Below are 18,188 nucleotides of genomic sequence, written 5' to 3'. Positions count from 1 at the left end.
CAATTGCCGTGAGGGAAGGGCTAAGCGAGTGCCATCAGGCAAGGGCTAAATGAGTGCCGTCAGGCAAGGGCTAAATGAGTGCCGTCAGGCAAGCGGCGTAGCCGCTTCCAGCGGTGAACCGCCGCCGCGACGAGCAACGGACGCACGCACCTATGCCCCGCAAGCGCCGCAGGCGCTTAGCCCACTCTCGCAACTCGCACCGCCGCGGGTTCTCAACTGTGCCCTGCGGGGACACCCCGCACCCCGGGATATCTCGCGAGGACAGCCCCGACGCCGCGTATCGGACATACACAAGTCGGGGATCCCGGAGTCGAGAATGCCTCTGAGGTTCCGCTACTCGCACCGCCACGCAGGCCATCCGCGCACTCGGTCAAACGGCTTCGGCGTTTTGCTCTAGGTAGGAGGTGCGAGTGTGTTCGGTGTGCTCGCGCATGAGCTGGGCCGCTCGGTCGGCTTCCTTCTTGCTGATGGCGTCGATCAGCGCCGCGTGCTCGTCCCAGGCCGCCTTGCCCCGCGACTTGGCCACCGGGGTGTGGTACCAGCGGACCCGGCGATCCACCTGGGCGGCGATCTCCTTGAGGATCTTGTTGCCGGACATCTCGGTGATCTGGGCGTGCAGCTCGGCGTTGGCCGCCACCACTTCTTCGATGTCCTCGGACTTCAAGGCCTGCACGCCGCGCTTGTAGATCTGCTTGAGCTCGGCGATGCCTTCCTTGGTCGGGCTCAGCGCCGCCAGCCGGGCCGACTCGGCCTCCAGCAGGGTTCGGACGCTCAGCAGCTGGTCGGCTTCCTCGGGCGTGGGGCTGTGCACGAACGCGCCGTAGCCTGGCCGCAGATCGACCCACTCGTCCTTCTTGAGCCATTGCAGGGCCTCGCGAACGGGTTGTCGGGACACCCCGAGCAGTTCGGCGAGTTCCTTCTCCACGAGGTGGTGGCCTGGCTTGAGCTCACCGGAGATGATCAGATCGAGGATGGCCTCGTACACGGTCTCCCGCAGTGGGACCGGCCGCGCGACTTGACGCGCGGCGATGCCTTGCGGAAGTTTCGAGGTCAGCGACATGCGGTCAGCTCCGGGGGCTTGGCCAGTTCCGCCGGGCGGATCTGGTCGGGCTCGTACTCTTGCGTGGATGGCGGTGTGCACGGGCGGCGGGTGTTTTGCCCGGAGGCTTTAGCATACAGTATGCGACGACAGTTGACTGCGGAAACAACGTTCACGTGATGGACGCCTCTTAGTGGTGGGCGAAAGGTCTGGTTCGCGGCGGAACTCCCGCTGCTGCTCACTAGTCCAGATAGGACAGTCCGCTGCGCCGAACGGATGGATGGTGCTGGTGTTGCTGGACAAAGCGAACACCGGCGGACTAGAACCACGATGCCAGACCGAAATCGGTCTGCGGGGGACCGGTGATTGCTCCCCAGCGCGTGCCGGAGGCGCTTATGGTCGTGCCTGCTTTCCTGTGGGTCGTGACAGCGGGAATCCTGCTCGCGCTCGTCACCCGTGACCTGGTCGCGGGCTGGCGAACACCGTCGGATGTCTCGCTGCGGGACGACGCCGTCGCGGTCGGTGGTTATCTGCTGCTGGCGGTGCTGTTCGGCGCGGCGGTGCTCGCTGCGGGTGGCGCGTCGGCCGCCGGGGCGTTCTTCTCCGGTTGGGCGAGTTCGCTGGCGATCACCGTCGACGCCCTGTTCGTGTTCCTGTTGGTCACCAGCCGGGTGCCCGGCCAGCACCGCATCGTGACCCTCGGCGTGGGTGTCGCGGTGCTGGTGCGTGTCGTGCTGGTCGCGTTGGGCGTCCCGGCGGCATCGGTGATCGCGTGGATTTCCGTGCTGTTCGGTGTCGGTGTGCTGTGGTCGGCGTGGCAGGTGTTCCGCCACGACGATGCGACGACCCTGCCGACGGTGCTGGGCAAACCCGGTGCCGCACCTGGCGCAGCGGTGCTCGCGGCCGCGGTGTTCGCGCTGTTCTCGGTGTCCGCGACGGTCGCGGTGACCGGTTCGGCGTACTTGGTGCTCTGCGCCAACCTGTTCGCGCTGCTCGGTTTCCACCGGCTGTTCCGCCTGACCAGGAACCTGGTCGAGCGGGTGCCGGACGCTTCGGTGGGCCTGGCGGTGGTGCTGGTGTTCGTCGGGGTGAAGTCGGTGCTGACCGGGCTGACCACCACGGCCCAGGACACCCAGGTCACCCTGCTGTCGCTGGGGATGATCGCCGTCGTCGCCGCGCTGAGCGCGATCACCGCGGCGCGCACCCCATCGCGCTGAGTGCCGCGGGACCAGGCGGCGATCAGCGGAGTCGGTGCAGGATGACGTCGAGGGCGAAGTCGACGTGCAGCCTGGCCAACCGCTCGGCTTCGTCGGCGTCGCGGGCGATCACGGTGGCCAGCAGTTCGCGGTGCTGCTCAGCCGATACCGCCAGCTCGGCCGGGGTGTAGAGCTGCGCGACGGTCCGGTTGAAGAAGTACCGCCGACTGGTGCGCGCCTGCTTGAGCAGCGTTTCGTTGTGCGCCAGCTCCAGGATCCCGTCGTGCAGCTGCTCGTTGAACGCGACGCGCTGGTCGAGTTCGGGGCTCGCGTCGCGCACTTGGTCCCGCAGCTCGCGCAGCCCGGCCAGCTCCGCGTCGGTCGCGCGGCTGGCGGCCAGCCGCGCCGAATAGCCCTCCAGCGCCGTCCGCACCTCGTAGATCTCCCGGATCTCCGCGGTGCTGTGCTCGTAGACCACCCAGCGGCGGCGATGCGACCGGATCAGCCCTTCGGACGCGAGCCGCTGCAAGCTTTCGCGCACCGGTGTCCGGCTGACCCGCAGTCGCTCGGCGATCTCGACCTCCGACAGCGCCTCGCGGGGACGCAGGTCGCCGCGGACGATCTCCTGGCGCAGGCGCTGGTAGACCTCCTCGGTGCGGGTCGCCGTTCGGTCGTTGGCTTCGTGCTGGCTGGCCACGGTGCTCGCATTCGGTGTGTGCTCGGACAGCCGAGCCTACCCACGCTCAGTAGACGGGACGCTCGCCGTCACCGGCCAGCGCGCGGGTCCAGGCGGGTACCGGTGGGGTGTGGTCGATCATGTGCGGCACCTCCACGTCGAGGTAGACCGGTTCGCCGCCGTCGACGGCCTTGCGCACCGCCTCCTCGACCTCGGCGAGGCTCCGGGCCCGGACTCCGCGCAGCCCCGAGGCCTCGGCGATCGCGGCCGCGTCCGCGGTGCCGGGATCGACGCCGAAGTAGCGGCGGCCGGTGTAGAGGTGCTGCAACATCTTGATCCAGCCCAGGCTGTGGTTGGTGAACTGGACGAACACGATCGGCAGCCGGTAGCGCGCCACGGTCTCCAGTTCGCCGCAGGCCATCGCGAAGCTGCCGTCGGCGGTCAGCGCCAGCACCGGGCGGTCCGGGCGGGCGAAGGCGACCCCGATCGCGGCCGGGATCGCGTAGCCCATCGGGCCGTGCCCGCGCGGCACGATCACGTCGCGACCGGCCTCGGCGGTCCGCCACGACACCGCCACGTTCGGCGTCGGAGTGCCGGGGTCGGCGACGACCGTCGCGCGGTCCCCGAGCACGTCCTGCACCAGCCGGATCACCTCGCTGGGCAGCAGCTGACCTTCGGGGAGCGGCCCGGTGGCCGGGCTCGGGTGGGGCGCGCGGCGGGGACTGGCCGTGCGGTGCGGTGCCTCGGGAATCCGGTCCGCGAGCTGGCCGAGCACCTGGTCCGCGTCACCGGCCAGCACCAGCGATCCGGGGTAGTTGCGGCCCGCCAGGTCGCGTTCGATGTCGATCGCCACGATCGTCGCGTCGCGCGATGGCGAGGTGTAGCCGTTGGTGTCGGTGGCGTTGGCCCGCGTGCCGACCAGCAGCACGACATCGGCCTCGGCGAGGTAGGCGTTGACCTCGTCGAGCCCGCCGTTGTTGCCCGCGGTGCCGATGCTCCACGGCGAGTCGTCGGCGATCACGCCCTTGCCGTGGATCGTGGTCGCGACCGGGATCCCGGCCTTGTCCGACAGCCGCCGCAGATTCGCCCACGCGCCGGAGAGGTGCGCGCCGGAACCGGCGAGGACGGCCGGTGACGCCGCCCGCGCCAGCAACTCGGCGGCCCGATCGACGTCCGCCTCGTGCGCGGGCGGCCGGGTGCGGGGCAGCGTCGATGCCCCGGCGAGTTGGTCGAAGACCTCGACCGGCACCGTGACCGGCTCGTCCAGCACGTCTTCGGGCAGGATCAGCGCGGCGGGCGCGGGGCGCCCCGAGGTGATCTCGGTGAGCGCGCGGGCGACGAATTCGGGAATCCTGCGCGGGTCGTCGACGGTGGTGCGCCACTTGGTGACCGCGCTGAACAGCGCCTCCTGGTCGATCTCGGTCAACGCGCCGGTGCCCCGGCTGCCGCGGTGGATGTCGGAGGTGATCAGCAGGACCGGCACCGCCGATGCGTAGGCCTCGCCGAGCCCGCCGACGACGTAGGTGGTGCCACCACCGCTGGACACCTCGACGGTGCCCACCGCGTTGGTGGCCCGGGCGTAGCCGTCGGCCATCGCCGCGGCGTGGCGTTCGTCGCGGGCGAGCACGTGGTGGATGTCGCCGCTGCGGTGGTGCAGCGCGTCGTAGAAGACCACGCCGGTGTCGCCGGGAACGCCGAAGAGCCGCGTGATCCCGGCGCGAACCAGGCATTCCACCAGCAGGTCCGCGCCGCGTCCGGAGAAGGTCCCGGTCATCTCGATCCTCCTGCAAGTCGGTCGTGAGCGGTTGCACCGGTGCGGACCGGAAGATCCGCTCACGAGTTCTCAGAAGCGCACGCCCTCCACGGCGAGCTGATCGGTGCTGAAGCGTTCGATGCGCAGGGCGCTGAGGTCGATCGCGGGGCTGCCGTCCAGCAGCCAGCGCGCCAGCTGGTCGCCGATGGCGGGGGACTGCATGAAGCCGTGCCCGGAGAAGCCCGCCGCCGCCCAGAGCCCGGGCACCGCGAGCGGGCCGACGATGGCGTGGTCGTCCGGCGTCATCTCGCGCAGCCCCGCCCAGCCGCGCACGATCGCGGCCTCGGCCATCGCCGGGAAGCGGTGCACCAGGGCCTCGATCAGCGGCTCGGTCAGCGACCAGTCCACCGCGGTGTCGGTGCCCTCCGGGACGTCGCGGTCGTTGCCGCCGATCACCGCGCCACCGGTCTCCGGGTGCAGGTACGCGCCGCTGCCCAGGTCGACGGTCAGCGGCTGGTCCGGGCTCAGCCACGGCAGCGCGTCGATGGCGAACGCCTGCCTGCGGTGCGGGCCGACCGGCAGCTCCACCCCGGCCAGCCGCCCGGTTTCGCGGGCCTGCGGCCCGGTCGCGATCAACACCAGTTCGGCTGCCAACCGTTCGCCGGTCGCGGTCCGCACCCCGCTGACCGCGCCGCCGGAGGTCTCGATCGCCACCGCCTCGGTGTGCTGGCGGATCCGCACCCCGCGCGCCCTGGCGGCCTTGGCGAACCCCTGCACGGCGTCGTGCGGGGACGCCGATCCGTCGGTGGCGCAGTAGGCGGCGCCCAGCAGATCATCGACCCGGATCTGCGGGTTGAGCCGCCGCACGTCCCGCGGGGTCAGCAGTTCGGCGGGCACCCCGTGCCCGCGCTGCATCTCGGCGGCTGCGGTGAACGCGGTGAGCTGGCGTTCGTCGGTGAGCAGGAACAGGTAGCCGTGCTGGCGGAAGGTCAACGGTGCGCCGGTGCGTTGCTCGAAGTGCGTGAAGAACTCCACCGAGTCGCGCACCAGTTGCACGTTCACCTCGGAGGTGAACTGCTGGCGGATCCCGCCGGTGGCGTGGGCCGTGGCGCCTTCGCCGATCAGGCCGCGTTCGAGCACGGTGACATCGCGGTAGCCGCGCTCGGCGAGGTGGAACGCGACGGAGGCGCCGATGACACCGCCGCCGATGACGACCACCGGTCCGCCGTGCAGCACTGGGCTCATTGCTCGACTCCCGCCCGCAGCCAGTTGACCAAGGTTCCGGCGTCCCACACCGGCACGCCGGTCGCCGCGCGCACCGCCGCCGAGTACGGCGGCAGGTTCGTGCACTCGAAGACGAACGCACCGATGTCCGGATCGTCGCGCACCGCCTGGTGCGCGGCAGCGACCACTTCGGCCTCGGCCCGCGCCGGATCCAGTTCCCGCACCGCACCGACGATCATCGGGTAGAAGTGCGCGGTGCCTTCCAAACCGGTGAGCACGATCCGGTCGCGCTCGGCGTCGGTGATCCCGGCGGCCCGCAGGTGCGCGTCGGAGAGGGTCGAGGCGTTCACCGTCAGCACGCAGACCTTCTTCTCCGGTGCCAGCATGCGCAACACCAACGGGATCTGCAGCAGGCTGGAGGTGGCGACCGGGCGGTCCAGCCGGGCGGCCAGCTCGCGCTGGTAGATGGCCAGGAACCCGCAGCACGTGGTGATCGCCCGAACCCCGAGTTCGCGCAGCTTCACGGCGGCGGCGAGCACCGAATCCAGCAGCCCGGCGGCGTCGCGTTCCACCACCAACCTGGTGTCGGCGCCGTCGCAGGTCTCGAACGCGACGGGGTAGTGGTAGCTGCGCGCGTTGCCGAGGTCGCCGACCGGCCTGGGCAACGTGTTGTCCAGCATGATCACCCCGACATCGACCCCGCTGACGCGGGACTGCGCCTTGATCTCGGACACCTGACCTCCTTCATCCGCTGATGTCGGATCGGAACGTTTCCCGCAGCAGCAGGACGCAGATCAGCGACACCACGCAGCCGCCGATGACGTAGAGCGAAACCGCGGCGCTGCTGCCGGTGGCGTTGACCAATGCGGTGGCGACCACGGCGGCCGGGGCCGCGGAGATCGTGCTGCAGGCCTGGTAGGCGAATCCGGCGCCGGTGTAGCGGATCCTGGTGGGGAACTGCTCGGCGTACAGCGGGCCGTGCAGCGCGCAGGCCGCCGAGTGCCCGATCCCCAGTCCGATCGCCAAGGCCACCCAGATCCACAGCTGCTGGCGGGTGTCGGCCAGCCAGAAGAACGGGAAGGCGTAGGCCGCCAGGAACACCGTCGAGAACGCGTAGACCGGCCGTCGACCGATCCGGTCGGACAGCACCGCGAAGAACGGCATCGTCAGGATTTCCACGGATGCCGCGATGAGCACCCCGATCAACGCCCAACTGCGCGGCAGCCCCAGTTGCTCGGTGACGTAGATCGCGGAGTAGACGGTGAACAAGTAGTAGGCGATGTTCGGTCCACTTTGGACGAAGGTGAGCAGCACGGTGGGCCGCGCCGCGGTGCGGAACAGCTCCACCAGCGGCACCCGGGACCTGGCGTCGGCGCGCTGCAACCGCTGGAAGTTCGGCGTCTCGGTCAACCCGAACCGCACGTAGACGCCGACCAGCAGCAGCACCGCGCTGAGCAGGAACGGCACCCGCCAACCCCAGCTGAAGAACTGCTCGTCGGGCAGCAGCGCGAACACGCCGAGCAGCCCGGAGGACAGCAGCTGCCCGCCCGGCGCACCGAGCTGCATGGACACGCCGTAGCGGCCCCGCTGGTGCGCGGGCGCGTTCTCCACCGTGACCAGCGCGGCGCCGCCCCATTCGCCGCCGAGCGCGATGCCCTGCACCATGCGCAGCACGATGAGCAGGACCGGTGCCAGCACCCCGAGCTGGTCCCGGGTGGGCAGCAGGCCGATCAGGAACGTCGCGCCGCCCATCATGGCCAGCGTCGTGATCAGCATCCGCTTGCGGCCCAACCGGTCGCCGAAGTGCCCGAAGATGATGCCGCCGACCGGGCGCAGCACGAACGCGACGCTGAAGGTCGCCAGCGAGACCAGGGTGCCGACCGTCGGGCCGAGGTCGGCGAAGTACAGCTTCGGGAACACCAGTGCGGCGACGCTGCCGTACAGGAAGTAGTCGTACCACTCCAGGGTCGTGCCGACGAAACCGGCGAGCGCCGCGCGCAGCGGCGAGTTCGTGGGCGCCGAGTTCGTGGACGGCGCGGCAGTCGATGCGGACCCTGATTGCGGATCTCCGACGGGAGCGGTCATCTGGAGTCCTTCCACGCTCAGCTGCGGGATGGATGCAACGCTGCATGCAAGTTGATGTGCGACGAAGTATTGGCAGCCGGACAACCGATGTCAACGGTCCGTTCGGGGCGGAATTCGCGGGGCTCACCGGGCGTTTCGCAGGAACACGACATTCCGGTTGGAGGCCGAGATGGCCAGCATTTCGGGAGAGCAGTTCGACGCGCTGGACGCCTACTCGCAGGCGGTGGTCGCCGTGGCAGCCGCGATCACCCCCAGCGTGGCGAGCCTGCACGTGTCCAGTGAGTGGGGTGAAGCAGCCGGGTCGGCGGTGGTGTTCACCGACGACGGCTTCATGCTGACCAACGCGCACGTGATCGGCCGCGCCACCAGCGGCACCGCGCACTTCGCCGACGGCACCAGCGCGCCGTTCACCGTGGTCGGCACGGATCCGCTGTCCGATCTGGCAGTGGTCCGGGCGGCCGGTGCGACACCGCCTCCGGTGCGGCTGGGCGACAGCGACCGGCTGGTGGTCGGCCAGCTGGTCGTCGCGGTGGGCAATCCGCTCGGACTGGGCGGATCGGTCACCGCCGGAGTGGTCAGCGGACTGGGCCGCTCGCTTCCCGCGCGCAGCGCGAACGCGGCCCGGATCATCGAGGACGTGATCCAGACCGACGCCGCGCTCAACCCGGGCAATTCCGGCGGGGCACTCGCGGACTCCCATGGCGTGGTGGTGGGCATCAACACCGCGGTCGCCGGGATCGGGCTGGGCCTGGCGATCCCGATCAACGCCACCACCCGCCGCATCATCGACACCCTGGTCCGCGACGGTCGGGTCCGCCGCGCCTTCCTGGGTCTGGTGACCACCCCGGCGCCGCTGCCGGACGACCTGGCCGAACGAACCGGGCAGCGCACCGGCCTGCGCGTGGTGGACGTGGTCCGGCAGAGCCCGGCGGCGCGGGCCGGGTTGCATCGCGGCGACCTGGTGCTGACCGCCGGTGGCAGCGCGGTGCGCGATGCGCAGGGCCTGCAGCGGTTGATGTTCGCCGAGGCGATCGGCCGACCGCTGCAGATCACCGTGACCCGCAACGGGGCATTGGTCGACGTGATCGCCGAGCCGGTGGAACTGCTCGACGCCCCCAGTTGAGGCGGGTACCCGACTCGGTCGGGGTTCGCGCGAAATGGGTGTTGCCCGTGGGAACGCCGGTGGCGGCTTCGCGAAATCGCCCGCAGCAGTTTCAGTCCCGCGCAGCCGCGCCAAGGGGGCCCACCTAGAGTCAGGCGGTGTTGTCTGGATCCATACCGGTCACTCCGGAGCTGGGCGTGGCCATCGCGCTGCTGCTGGTCGCGGCGGCGGCGGTCGCCGGTCTCGGCGGCCTCGCCCGATACCGGGACGTGCTGTTCGCCGGTCTGCGCGCCGCGGTGCAACTGCTCGCGGTGGCACTGCTGATCGCCTACATCGTCCGGTGGACCGCACTGGCGGCGCTGTTCATCGTGCTGATGTTCGTGATCGCCGCGCACACCGCCGGGCGGCGCATCACCGGCAACCGCACTTGGCTGTGGGCGGCCCTGCCGATCGCGGCCGGAGTCGCCCCGGCCGCGCTGCTGCTCATCGTCACCGACGCGGTGCCGTTGACCGGACTGGTGCTGATTCCGCTGGTCGGACAGCTGATCGGTGGGGCGATGGTGGCGACCGCGCTGGCCGGACGCCGACTGTTGGACGAGCTGAACCAGCGGCGCGGCGAGGTGGAGGCCGCGTTGGCGCTGGGCATGCTGGACCGGGCGGCGCGCCTGGAGATCGTCCGGCCGGTCGCGGGCGGCGCCCTGGTGCCCGCACTGGACCAGACCCGCACGGTGGGCACCGTGACGCTGCCGGGTGCCTTCGTCGGGATGCTGCTCGGCGGCGCCAGCCCGATCCAGGCCGGGATCGTGCAGCTCTACGTGCTGATAGCGCTGCTGGCGGTGGAATCGGTGGCGATCCTGGTGGTGTTGGAGATCGTCGCGCGCGGCCTGCTCACCGGGGCCGGTACACGCCCGCACTTCCAGCCATGACGGTCCTGAAGCCCGAACTCCTCTTGCGCGGCGCTGCGGGTCAAGACCAGCACGCTGCGTTGCTGACCGATCACCAGGCGTTGGCGGACGACCCGTCGAAGTCCACTTTGGACGGTGAATGGCATCGGTGCCCGACGGTCGGTGTGCTACTGGCATGATGCCGCATCCGGGCTCCCGCGGAGGCCAGCGGGCAGATCGTCACCGAACCGAAACCCGTGCGCTGCCCCAGGATGCGACCGCCTGCAACGCCGGTATCCGGGAGCCCTACCGCTGGGCGAACGAGGGGCCACCGAGCGTTGACGGATTTCCCGGTTGCGCGCAGGATGTTCCGTCGTCGGATGCCGCGCAGCGGCGATCGCCGGGGAGAAGGTGCACCTACGTTGGCCCAGCAGAGCCCTGTGGGATATTTCCGCAACCGCACGATCAGCGAGCTCGCCGAGCAACTGCGCGCCGGTGAGGTGACCGCGGTCGAACTCGCCCGCGGCGCGTTGACGTCGATAGACGAGCTCGACGGTGCGCTGAACGCGTTCGTGACCGTCGACCGCGAAGGCGCGTTGGAGGCCGCCGAAAAGGCCGACGCCGAGCTGGGCGAAGGGGTGGACCGCGGGCCGCTGCACGGGATTCCGGTGGCGGTCAAGGACATCATCGAGGTGGCCGGGCTGCCCACCACGATGGGTTCGGAGCACTTCGCCGACTACGTGTCCACATCGGACGCCGAATGCGTGCGGCGGCTGCGCGACGCGGGCGCGGTGGTGGTCGGCAAGACCACCACGCACGAGTTCGCCTTCGGTCCCACCGGCGACAGCGCGCACAACGGTCCGTCCCGCAATCCGCACGACACCAGTCGGGTCACCGGCGGATCCAGCGCTGGCAGCGGGGCCGCGGTCGCGGCCGGGATGGTGCCGCTGGCGCTGGGCACCGACACCGGCGGATCGGTTCGGATCCCGGCCGCGCTGTGCGGGGTGGTGGGCTTCAAACCGACCTTCAACGCGATCCCGACCGGCGGGGTTTTCCCGCTGTCGCAATCCCTGGACCACGTCGGCGTGCTGGCCCGGACCGCGCAGGACTGCCGGATCAGCTACCGGGTGCTGGCTGGGCTGCGCACCGCACCCAGCCGGGACAGCGGCCAGACCGCCAGCATCGGCTGGATCCCGCCGACCGCCCTGCACCCGACCGACGCCGAGGTCGATCGGATCGCCCGCGCGGCACTGGACGTCGAGGGCTTCGCGGTGCAGGACGTCGAGCTGCGCGATCCGGTCGTGATGCACAAGGCGTTCGCGGGCATCCAGTTCAGCGAGGCGTACGCGATCCACGCGGAGCGCGTGGCGCAGAACCCGCACCTGTTCACCCCGGATGTCATGCGGCGCCTGCAGGAGGCCGGGCAAACCACCGGCTGGCAGCACGTGCGCGCCCTGACCGCCCGCGATCAGTGGCGCGCCGAGGTCAACGAGCTGCTCTCCCACGTCGACCTGCTGGCGCTGCCCACGACCTGCGTGGTCGCCCCCGAGATCGGCCAGCGCGACATCACCGTCGACGGCACCGAGTCGAACGTGCGCGGTGCCCTGCTGTCGCTGACCAAGCCGTGGAACGTGGCGGGTGTCCCGGCGGTGTCCGTCCCGGCCGGTTCCATCGACGGCCTACCGGTCGGCGTCCAACTGGTGAGCCGCCCAGGCCAGGAAGACCTGCTACTAGCAGCCGCCACCCGCATCACCAACTAGCGCCAATACCCGTTCGGGCGATGAGTGAAGGGCACCTTTGACCGGCTAAGTCGGTCAAAGGTGCCCTTCACCTCGGTCTTGGCGATCTGGCGCTCGGCGGTGTGGTGGTCAGGTGGTTTGGACTGCGGCGGCGACTGCTTTGCCGAGGTCTTCGGTGGTGGCTTTGCCGCCCAGGTCCGGGGTGCGCGGGGTGGTGGTGTCGGCGAGGACCTTCTCGATGGCGCGGACCACGTCCGCCCCGGCCTCCGGCAGGCCGATGTGGTCCAGCATCATCGCCGCCGACCAGATCTGGCCGATCGGGTTGGCGATGCCGCGCCCGGCGATGTCCGGCGCGGAACCGTGCACCGGCTCGAACGTCGACGGGTAGTTGCGCTCCGGGTTGATGTTGCCCGACGGCGCCACCCCGATCGTGCCGGTCACGCCGGGGCCCAGGTCGGAGAGGATGTCGCCGAAGAGGTTGCTGGCGACCACCACGTCGAAGCGCTCCGGCGTCATCACGAACCGGGCGCACAGGATGTCGATGTGGTCCTGGTCGACGGTGACGTCCGGGTACTCGGCCGAGATGGCCGCGAACCGCTCGTCCCAGTACGGCATCGAGTAGAAGATGCCGTTGGACTTGGTCGCCGAGGTGACGTGCGGTTTGTCGAGCTTACGGGCCAGTTCGAAGGCGTAGCGCATGATGCGGTCGGTGCCGCGCCGGGTGAACGCGGCGGTCTGCAGCACCAGCTCGTTCGGGGTGTCCTCGAACTGCCGACCGCCCAGCCGCGAGTACTCGCCCTCGGTGTTCTCCCGGACCACCCAGAAGTCGATGTCGCCAGGCTGCTTGTCGCGCACCGGCGGCGTCACCCCGGGCAGCAGCCGCACCGGCCGCAGGTTGACGTACTGGTCGAACGCGCGCCGGATCGGCAGCAGCAGGCCCCACAGCGACAGGTGGTCGGGCACGCCGGGCCAGCCGACCGCACCGAGCAGGATCGCGTCGTGGTCGCGCAACCGGTCCAGGCCGTCATCGGGCATCATCTGCCCGGTGCTCTGGTAGGTCTGGCAACTCCAGTCGAAATGCCGGTAGGTGAACCGCACGCCGTACTTCGCGCTGATCACCTCAAGCACGCGCAGTGCTTCCGGCATGACCTCGTTGCCGATCCCGTCGCCGGGCAGCACCGCCAGTTCGTACTGCAGCACTGTTCACCTCACTCATCCAGACAGCGGGCCACCGAAGCCCATCGGAACGTTCCCGACGGCCATCTAACGCTGCGCGCCACCTCCCGCCAACCCCTTGTGGCCAAGCCCGCCGGTGGCGCTCCCGGCTGGCAGCGGCTACGAAGGACGGCGTGGATGCGGCACGGGCACTGCGCGAAATCGCGTTCTGGCTGGAGCGCGCCGGCGCGCCGACCTACCGGGTGCGGGCGTTCCGCCGCGCCGCCGCGGTGGTCGACGACCTCCCGGATCTCGACGATCGGGTGGCGTCCGGTCGGTTGACCGCGTTGGAGGGCATCGGCAAGACCACCGCCGCCGTCATCGAGGCGGCCCACCGCGGTGAGATCCCGGAGTACCTGGCGCGCCTGCGGTCCGAAGTGGACGTTCCGGAGCACGGGCGGGAGCTGCGCGCGGCGCTGCGCGGCGACTGCCACACCCATTCCGACTGGTCCGACGGTGGCAGCCCGATCGCCGAGATGGCCAACACCGCCCGGGAACTGGGGCACGAGTGGATGGTGCTCACCGACCACTCGCCTCGGCTGACCGTGGCTCGCGGGCTGTCGGCCGATCGACTGCGCCAGCAGCTGGGCGTCGTGGCCGAACTCAACCGGCGGCTGGCACCGTTTCGGATCCTCACCGGCATCGAGGTCGACATCATGCCGGACGGTTCGCTGGACCAGGACGAGGACCTGCTGGCCGAGCTGGACCTGGTGGTCGCCAGCGTCCATTCCGAGCTGCGGATGGCGGCACCGGCCATGACCCGGCGGATGCGGGCTGCGGTGGCCAATCCGCACGTCGACGTGCTCGGCCACTGCACCGGCCGCCTGATCGGGGAGAAGAAGCGCCCGCAGTCGACCTTCGACGCGGTGGCGGTGTTCGAGGCCTGCCGGGACAACGGCGTCGCGGTCGAGATCAACTCGCGGCCGGACCGGCTGGATCCGCCGCGCGAGCTGATCCGGCTCGCCCGCGACACCGGCTGCCTGTTCAGCATCGATTCCGATGCGCACGCACCCGGCCAACTCGATTGGCTGTCCTACGGATGCGCCCGCGCCGAAGAGTGCGAGCTACCCGCCAACCAAGTCCTCAACACCAGCACCGCCGAAACCCTCCTGAACCCCCACCCCTGAGCCGCCGGGCTCACCCGGTGAGGTCGGAGTGAAGGGCACCTTTGACCGGCTATGTCGGTCGAAGGTGCCCTTCACTCATTACCCGAATGATTGGGCGGCGGCGAATTCGGCTACCAGGGTGGCTGGGACGCCCTTCATGTCCGCTGCGGTGCCCCAGGTGGCGTTGGTCAGCTCGGCGGGCTCCGCGTTGCGGTCGGCCAGCGCGAGCATCTGCGCGAAGCGGGTGGCGACCGCGTGGTGGTGCGGCAGGCCGGTGATCCACTTCGTGTGGGCGTGCCGGGAGTACAGCCCGATCACCTGCGGACCGCTCCCGTCGGCCCGGCTGGTGAGCGCGGCGAGCTGGGTCAGCCCGGTGTCGGTGCCGAGCACCAGTTCCGCCGAGGCGAACAGGTCGATGCAGTTCGCCGCGCCCGGCTCGTGCCAGACCTCGACCGGCAGCCCGTCGAACATCGTCGGCAGCGCGGCGTTGCGCGCGGCGATGACGGTGAACCGCCAGGGCGCCCCGCCGCGAGCGGCGAGTTCGGTGGCCACCGCGGCGAATTCGGTCAGCTGGAAATCCAGGTGCCGGGGCCAGCCGGGCACGGTCACCAGCACCACGTGCCCGGGCTGGGCCAGCTGCTGCGAGGGGAACCGGGGCACCGGCGCGGCATCGGCCGCCAGCCGCACGCCGAGGCTCTGCTCCAGGGCCAGGTAGTGCCGCATCGGCAACGAGGCGTGCACGTCGACGAGGTGTTCCTCGACCCGGTCCAGCCAGGCCGGTGGCTCTTCTGGATCGATTCTGAACCGAACCGGAGAACGTGTCGACGTGCGAATCACATGTGGTCCCCAGGTCTGCGTGCTCGACTCGACCGGTACCGAACATCGTTGCATCAACTGCGCTTCCGGTCCGCTGTAGTGCAGTGGTGCGTTCGGCGTGGTCTCCCGCAGCGCGGTCATCGCCGAGAGGCCGAGCAGCAGTTCGCTCAACCCGCGCTGCCCGAGATCGGCGATCCAGCCCCGATTCCGCACCAGCGACGCGCAACCGGGCGGCGGTCCCTCCCCGGCGGATCGCCGATAGGGCAGGACGCGTCCGAACGGGGCCTGCTCGATCGGGACGAGCATCCGCCCGCCCGGATGGCACCGGACGTCTTCCACGTGCCATTGGATCAGGTCCTGCTGGACTGTCACTGACACCACCACCTCCACTTGCGCCTTCGACGATCGGATTCGACCTGATTACGCAGTGTGCTGCGCCGAGCTGCGACATGGAGGTGACATCTGGTCGCGTTTGTCCGACATTTTTCAGACATCCCTGCGGAATATGCCTGTTACCTTCTTATAGTTGCCGACGACCGAAGCTGATGGACGCCCTGGTGAAGGGGGCAGAACGTGGTCGGCGCGCAGTCCGTGGCCCGGACCCGGTTGGAGCAGGTGATCCGGCAGTCGCGGCGGACCCTCCGGGAGTTCTGCGACGACTTCCGGCGTGCGTCCCGGGATTTGGGCGAATCCACGGTGGTTTCGGCGCGCCAGGTGAGCCGCTGGATGTCCGGGCAGATCGGCGGGTTACCGCATCCGGCGACCTGCCGAGTGCTGGAGCACATGCTCGGCGAGACCGCCGAAGAGCTGTTCGGGCCACCGCACCGCGACGCGCCGGTCCGGCGGCAGGTCGGCGGCCCAGACCGGCAAGACGACGTGGACACTTCGATCGAGAGCGAGGTTGCCATGGCAGCGGCGGAATCCGCCAGGTTCGGGCATTTCGCAGAGCAGAGCAACGTCGGACCGCACACGCTGGAGCAGTTCCGCGCGGACGTGGTCCGGATCGTCACCACCTACCCCAACCGCCCGGTGTTCCCGCTGTTCGTGGAGCTGCGGGAACTGCGCGACCGTGCCTTCGACGCGCTGGAGGGGCGGCAGCCCCCGGCGCAGTCCCGCGAGCTGTACCTCATCACCGGCGTGGTGTGCGGGGCGCTGGCCAACGCCTCCTTCGACCTCGGTCAGCTGGCCGCCGCGGAAACGCAGGCCCGCACCGCGTTCCTGTGCGCCGAGTTGGCGGGCAACGACGCGCTGCGCTCGTGGATCCGCGGCACCCAGAGCGTGATCGCCTACTGGGAAGATCGCTGCCGGGACGCCGTCGAGCTGGCCGCGGACGGTTGGCGTTACGTGCCGGAATCGGGCACCGCGAGGGTGCGGCTGGCGGCGATCGAGGCCCGCGCGCACGCGCGGCTGCGGGACGCGCGGGCCAGCGAGGAGGCGCTCGGCCGCGTGGCGCGGGCGCGCGAGGAGGTCACCGGGGTGGATCTGCCCGGTGGCCTGATGGAATTCCCGGCCGCCAAGCAAATCTGGTACGGCGCCACCGCCCGGCTGTGGTTGGGCGATCCGGCGAACCTGGCGCGCGCCGAGCGTTCCGCGAGCGAGGCGGTCGAGCTGTACCGGCAGGATCCGCCGGAGCAGCGGCGGCTCGGCGAGCTCTGCCTGGCCCGGCTGGACGTCGCGGTCGCCCGGCTCGGGCAGGAGAACCTGGAGGGAGCCGCCGAGGAGGTCGGTGAGGTGCTGTCGGTGGCGAGCCGCCGCCGCACCGACAGCGTCGTCCGGCGGCTGCGCCAACTGAACAACGCCCTGCAGCGGCCGCGGTTGCAGACCACGGCGCTGGCCGCTGACCTGCGAGATCAGATCGGCGCCTTCTGCGCGGCACCGGCCGCGCCCGCGTTGCCCGAGGGCGTCCGATGAGGACGGTGGGCCTGCTGCACCCCGGCCGGATGGGCGCCGCCGTCGGCGCCGAGATCCGCCGCAACGGCCACCAGGTGCTGTGGTGCACCGCAGGGCGCAGCCAGGCCACCCGGCTGCGCGCCGAGGCGGCCGGGCTGGCGCCGGTCGACGAGCTGCGCGTGCTGCTCGACCGCTCGGAGGTGGTGCTGTCGATCTGCCCGCCAGCGGCAGCCGAAGAACTCGCCCAACGCGTCGCCGCGCTCGGTTTCGGCGGCGTCTTCGTGGATGCCAACGCGGTCAATCCCGCCACCCTGCACCGGATCGTCGCGCGGCTGGATCCGACGCCGGTGGTGGACGGCTCGATCATCGGGCCGCCGCCCAGCGGGCACCGCACCGCAACCCGGTTGCACCTGTCCGGCCCGGCGCCGCACCTGGACCTGGTCGCCGAACTGGTCGCCGGTACCCGCGTCGAACCGGTCCGGCTCGGCGCCGAGCACGGGCAGGCCAGTGCGCTGAAGATGGCCTTCGCCTCCTACCAGAAGGCGGCGCGGGTGCTGGCCGCCGTCGCGCATTCGCTGGCCGATGCGCACGGCGTCACCGAGGCGCTGTTGGCGGAGGCCGACCGGATGCCGGGGCGGATCCTGGCGCAACGCGACTACCTGCCCAGCGTCGCGGCCCGCGCGTGGCGGTGGGGACCGGAGATGCGGGAGATCGCGCAGACGCTGCGCGATGCGGGCCTGCCGCCGGATCTGGCCGAAGCGGCCGCGACCGTGCTCTCCCGCTGGGACGCGCGTCGTGGCGTCTACGACGTCTCCGCGGCCACCGTGCTGAAGGATCTCCGCCGCTGATCAGGCCGCGGGCGTGCCGCCCGACCGTGCCGGTGCGCACGTTGGGGTGACCGCGAAACAGATATGTGAGCCTTCAAGTAACTACCGCGTATGCTGATCGGGTGACCGAACCGCGATGGTTGACCGACGAGCAGCAGTGCGCCTGGCGGAAGTTCGCCGCACTGCTGACCGTCGTCCCGGCCGCCCTGGACACGCAGCTGCAACGGGACGCGGGGTTGACCCACTTCGGCTACTGGGTGCTGGCGATGTTGTCCGAACACCCGGAGCGCGCCCTGCGGATGAGTGATCTCGCGGCCCGGTCCAACGCCTCGCCGTCCCGGATCTCGCACGTGGTCGCCCGCCTGGAACAACGCGGCTGGGTGCGGCGGCACCGCGCGTGCGGCGATGGCCGCGGCAACGTCGCGGAACTCACCGACGCCGGTTACGACAAGCTCGTCGCCTCGGCGCCGGGACACGTGAACAAGGTGCGTTCGCTGATCTTCGACGGGCTCTCGCAAGCCCAGGTGCACCAGCTCGACGAACTCTGCGCCGCCATGCTGGCGCACCTGGACCCGGCGGGAACCCTCACCACCGCCCCGCCGACGCGGGACTGAGTGCCGCGGTCTAGGCCCGCGC

16 protein-coding genes are annotated in these 18,188 nt (G+C 70.6%); 8 read left to right on the top strand and 8 right to left on the bottom strand.

Going from position 1 to position 18,188, the window contains the following annotated elements; translation table 11 throughout:
• Positions 1–370 precede the first annotated feature (370 nt).
• Entirely contained in the window at positions 371–1,060 is a 690-nt protein-coding gene (locus ACTWQN_RS14275) for a GntR family transcriptional regulator (RefSeq protein WP_443203927.1), read from the bottom strand.
• Positions 1,061–1,461: 401 nt separating this feature from the next.
• On the opposite strand from ACTWQN_RS14275, the gene ACTWQN_RS14270 reads away from it, so the two are divergent.
• Positions 1,462–2,256 (top strand): TerC family protein, encoded by a 795-nt coding sequence (locus tag ACTWQN_RS14270; protein WP_443203926.1) that lies wholly within the window; start codon positions 1,462–1,464, stop codon positions 2,254–2,256.
• Positions 2,257–2,278: 22 nt separating this feature from the next.
• Here the strand turns inward: ACTWQN_RS14270 and ACTWQN_RS14265 are convergent, their stop codons facing one another.
• The 5 genes from ACTWQN_RS14265 to ACTWQN_RS14245 all read right to left on the bottom strand — a co-directional run bounded on the left by ACTWQN_RS14265 (position 2,279) and on the right by ACTWQN_RS14245 (position 7,973).
• Positions 2,279–2,932 (bottom strand): GntR family transcriptional regulator, encoded by a 654-nt coding sequence (locus ACTWQN_RS14265; protein ID WP_443203925.1) that lies wholly within the window; start codon positions 2,930–2,932, stop codon positions 2,279–2,281.
• A 46-nt stretch (positions 2,933–2,978) separates the two neighbouring features.
• Positions 2,979–4,685: a thiamine pyrophosphate-binding protein gene (locus ACTWQN_RS14260; RefSeq protein ID WP_443203924.1), complete on the bottom strand. Its 1,707-nt coding sequence runs from the start codon at positions 4,683–4,685 to the stop codon at positions 2,979–2,981.
• Positions 4,686–4,754: 69 nt separating this feature from the next.
• Entirely contained in the window at positions 4,755–5,909 is a 1,155-nt protein-coding gene (locus tag ACTWQN_RS14255; RefSeq protein ID WP_443203923.1) for an NAD(P)/FAD-dependent oxidoreductase, read from the bottom strand.
• A complete protein-coding gene (locus tag ACTWQN_RS14250; protein WP_443203922.1) occupies positions 5,906–6,622 on the bottom strand; it encodes an aspartate/glutamate racemase family protein in 717 nt (238 codons plus the stop codon). Before ACTWQN_RS14250 ends, ACTWQN_RS14255 begins: the two co-directional genes overlap by 4 nt.
• 10 nt (positions 6,623–6,632) lie before the next feature.
• Positions 6,633–7,973 (bottom strand): MFS transporter, encoded by a 1,341-nt coding sequence (locus ACTWQN_RS14245; RefSeq protein WP_443203921.1) that lies wholly within the window; start codon positions 7,971–7,973, stop codon positions 6,633–6,635.
• A gap of 169 nt (positions 7,974–8,142) precedes the next feature.
• Between ACTWQN_RS14245 and ACTWQN_RS14240 the strand changes: the two genes are divergently transcribed.
• From ACTWQN_RS14240 to ACTWQN_RS14230, 3 genes are all read left to right on the top strand, one after another.
• The gene (locus ACTWQN_RS14240; protein WP_443203920.1) at positions 8,143–9,096 is read left to right on the top strand and encodes a S1C family serine protease; all 954 of its coding nucleotides are present in this window, start codon (positions 8,143–8,145) and stop codon (positions 9,094–9,096) included.
• Positions 9,097–9,233: 137 nt separating this feature from the next.
• On the top strand, positions 9,234–10,001 hold the full coding sequence (locus ACTWQN_RS14235; RefSeq protein ID WP_443203919.1) for an ABC transporter permease: 768 nt from the start codon (positions 9,234–9,236) through the stop codon (positions 9,999–10,001).
• Positions 10,002–10,381: 380 nt separating this feature from the next.
• Complete coding sequence (locus tag ACTWQN_RS14230) at positions 10,382–11,719, top strand: amidase (protein ID WP_443203918.1); 1,338 nt, start codon at positions 10,382–10,384, stop codon at positions 11,717–11,719.
• A 108-nt stretch (positions 11,720–11,827) separates the two neighbouring features.
• On the opposite strand, the gene ACTWQN_RS14225 is transcribed toward ACTWQN_RS14230, so the two are convergent.
• Entirely contained in the window at positions 11,828–12,898 is a 1,071-nt protein-coding gene (locus tag ACTWQN_RS14225; protein ID WP_443203917.1) for a tartrate dehydrogenase, read from the bottom strand.
• Positions 12,899–13,047: 149 nt separating this feature from the next.
• Between ACTWQN_RS14225 and ACTWQN_RS14220 the strand changes: the two genes are divergently transcribed.
• On the top strand, positions 13,048–14,040 hold the full coding sequence (locus ACTWQN_RS14220; protein WP_443203916.1) for a PHP domain-containing protein: 993 nt from the start codon (positions 13,048–13,050) through the stop codon (positions 14,038–14,040).
• A gap of 78 nt (positions 14,041–14,118) precedes the next feature.
• Here the strand turns inward: ACTWQN_RS14220 and ACTWQN_RS14215 are convergent, their stop codons facing one another.
• On the bottom strand, positions 14,119–15,213 hold the full coding sequence (locus tag ACTWQN_RS14215) for a glycosyltransferase family 9 protein (protein ID WP_443203915.1): 1,095 nt from the start codon (positions 15,211–15,213) through the stop codon (positions 14,119–14,121).
• Between the two features lie 195 nt (positions 15,214–15,408).
• Between ACTWQN_RS14215 and ACTWQN_RS14210 the strand changes: the two genes are divergently transcribed.
• From ACTWQN_RS14210 to ACTWQN_RS14200, 3 genes are all read left to right on the top strand, one after another.
• Positions 15,409–16,746 (top strand): NsdA family TPR-like regulatory protein, encoded by a 1,338-nt coding sequence (locus tag ACTWQN_RS14210; protein WP_443203914.1) that lies wholly within the window; start codon positions 15,409–15,411, stop codon positions 16,744–16,746.
• Positions 16,743–17,573 carry an NAD(P)-dependent oxidoreductase gene (locus ACTWQN_RS14205; protein WP_443203913.1) on the top strand — a complete coding sequence of 277 codons (831 nt, stop codon included), beginning with the start codon at positions 16,743–16,745 and terminating at the stop codon, positions 17,571–17,573. The genes ACTWQN_RS14210 and ACTWQN_RS14205 overlap by 4 nt, the downstream gene beginning before the upstream one ends.
• A gap of 101 nt (positions 17,574–17,674) precedes the next feature.
• Positions 17,675–18,166, top strand: coding sequence for a MarR family winged helix-turn-helix transcriptional regulator (locus ACTWQN_RS14200; protein ID WP_443203912.1), 492 nt, complete (start codon positions 17,675–17,677; stop codon positions 18,164–18,166).
• Positions 18,167–18,188: the final 22 nt, after the last annotated feature.

It is taken from the genome of Saccharopolyspora antiqui (assembly GCF_052246905.1).
Classification (GTDB): domain Bacteria; phylum Actinomycetota; class Actinomycetes; order Mycobacteriales; family Pseudonocardiaceae; genus Saccharopolyspora.
This window is presented reverse-complemented; position numbering and strand designations above follow the sequence as displayed.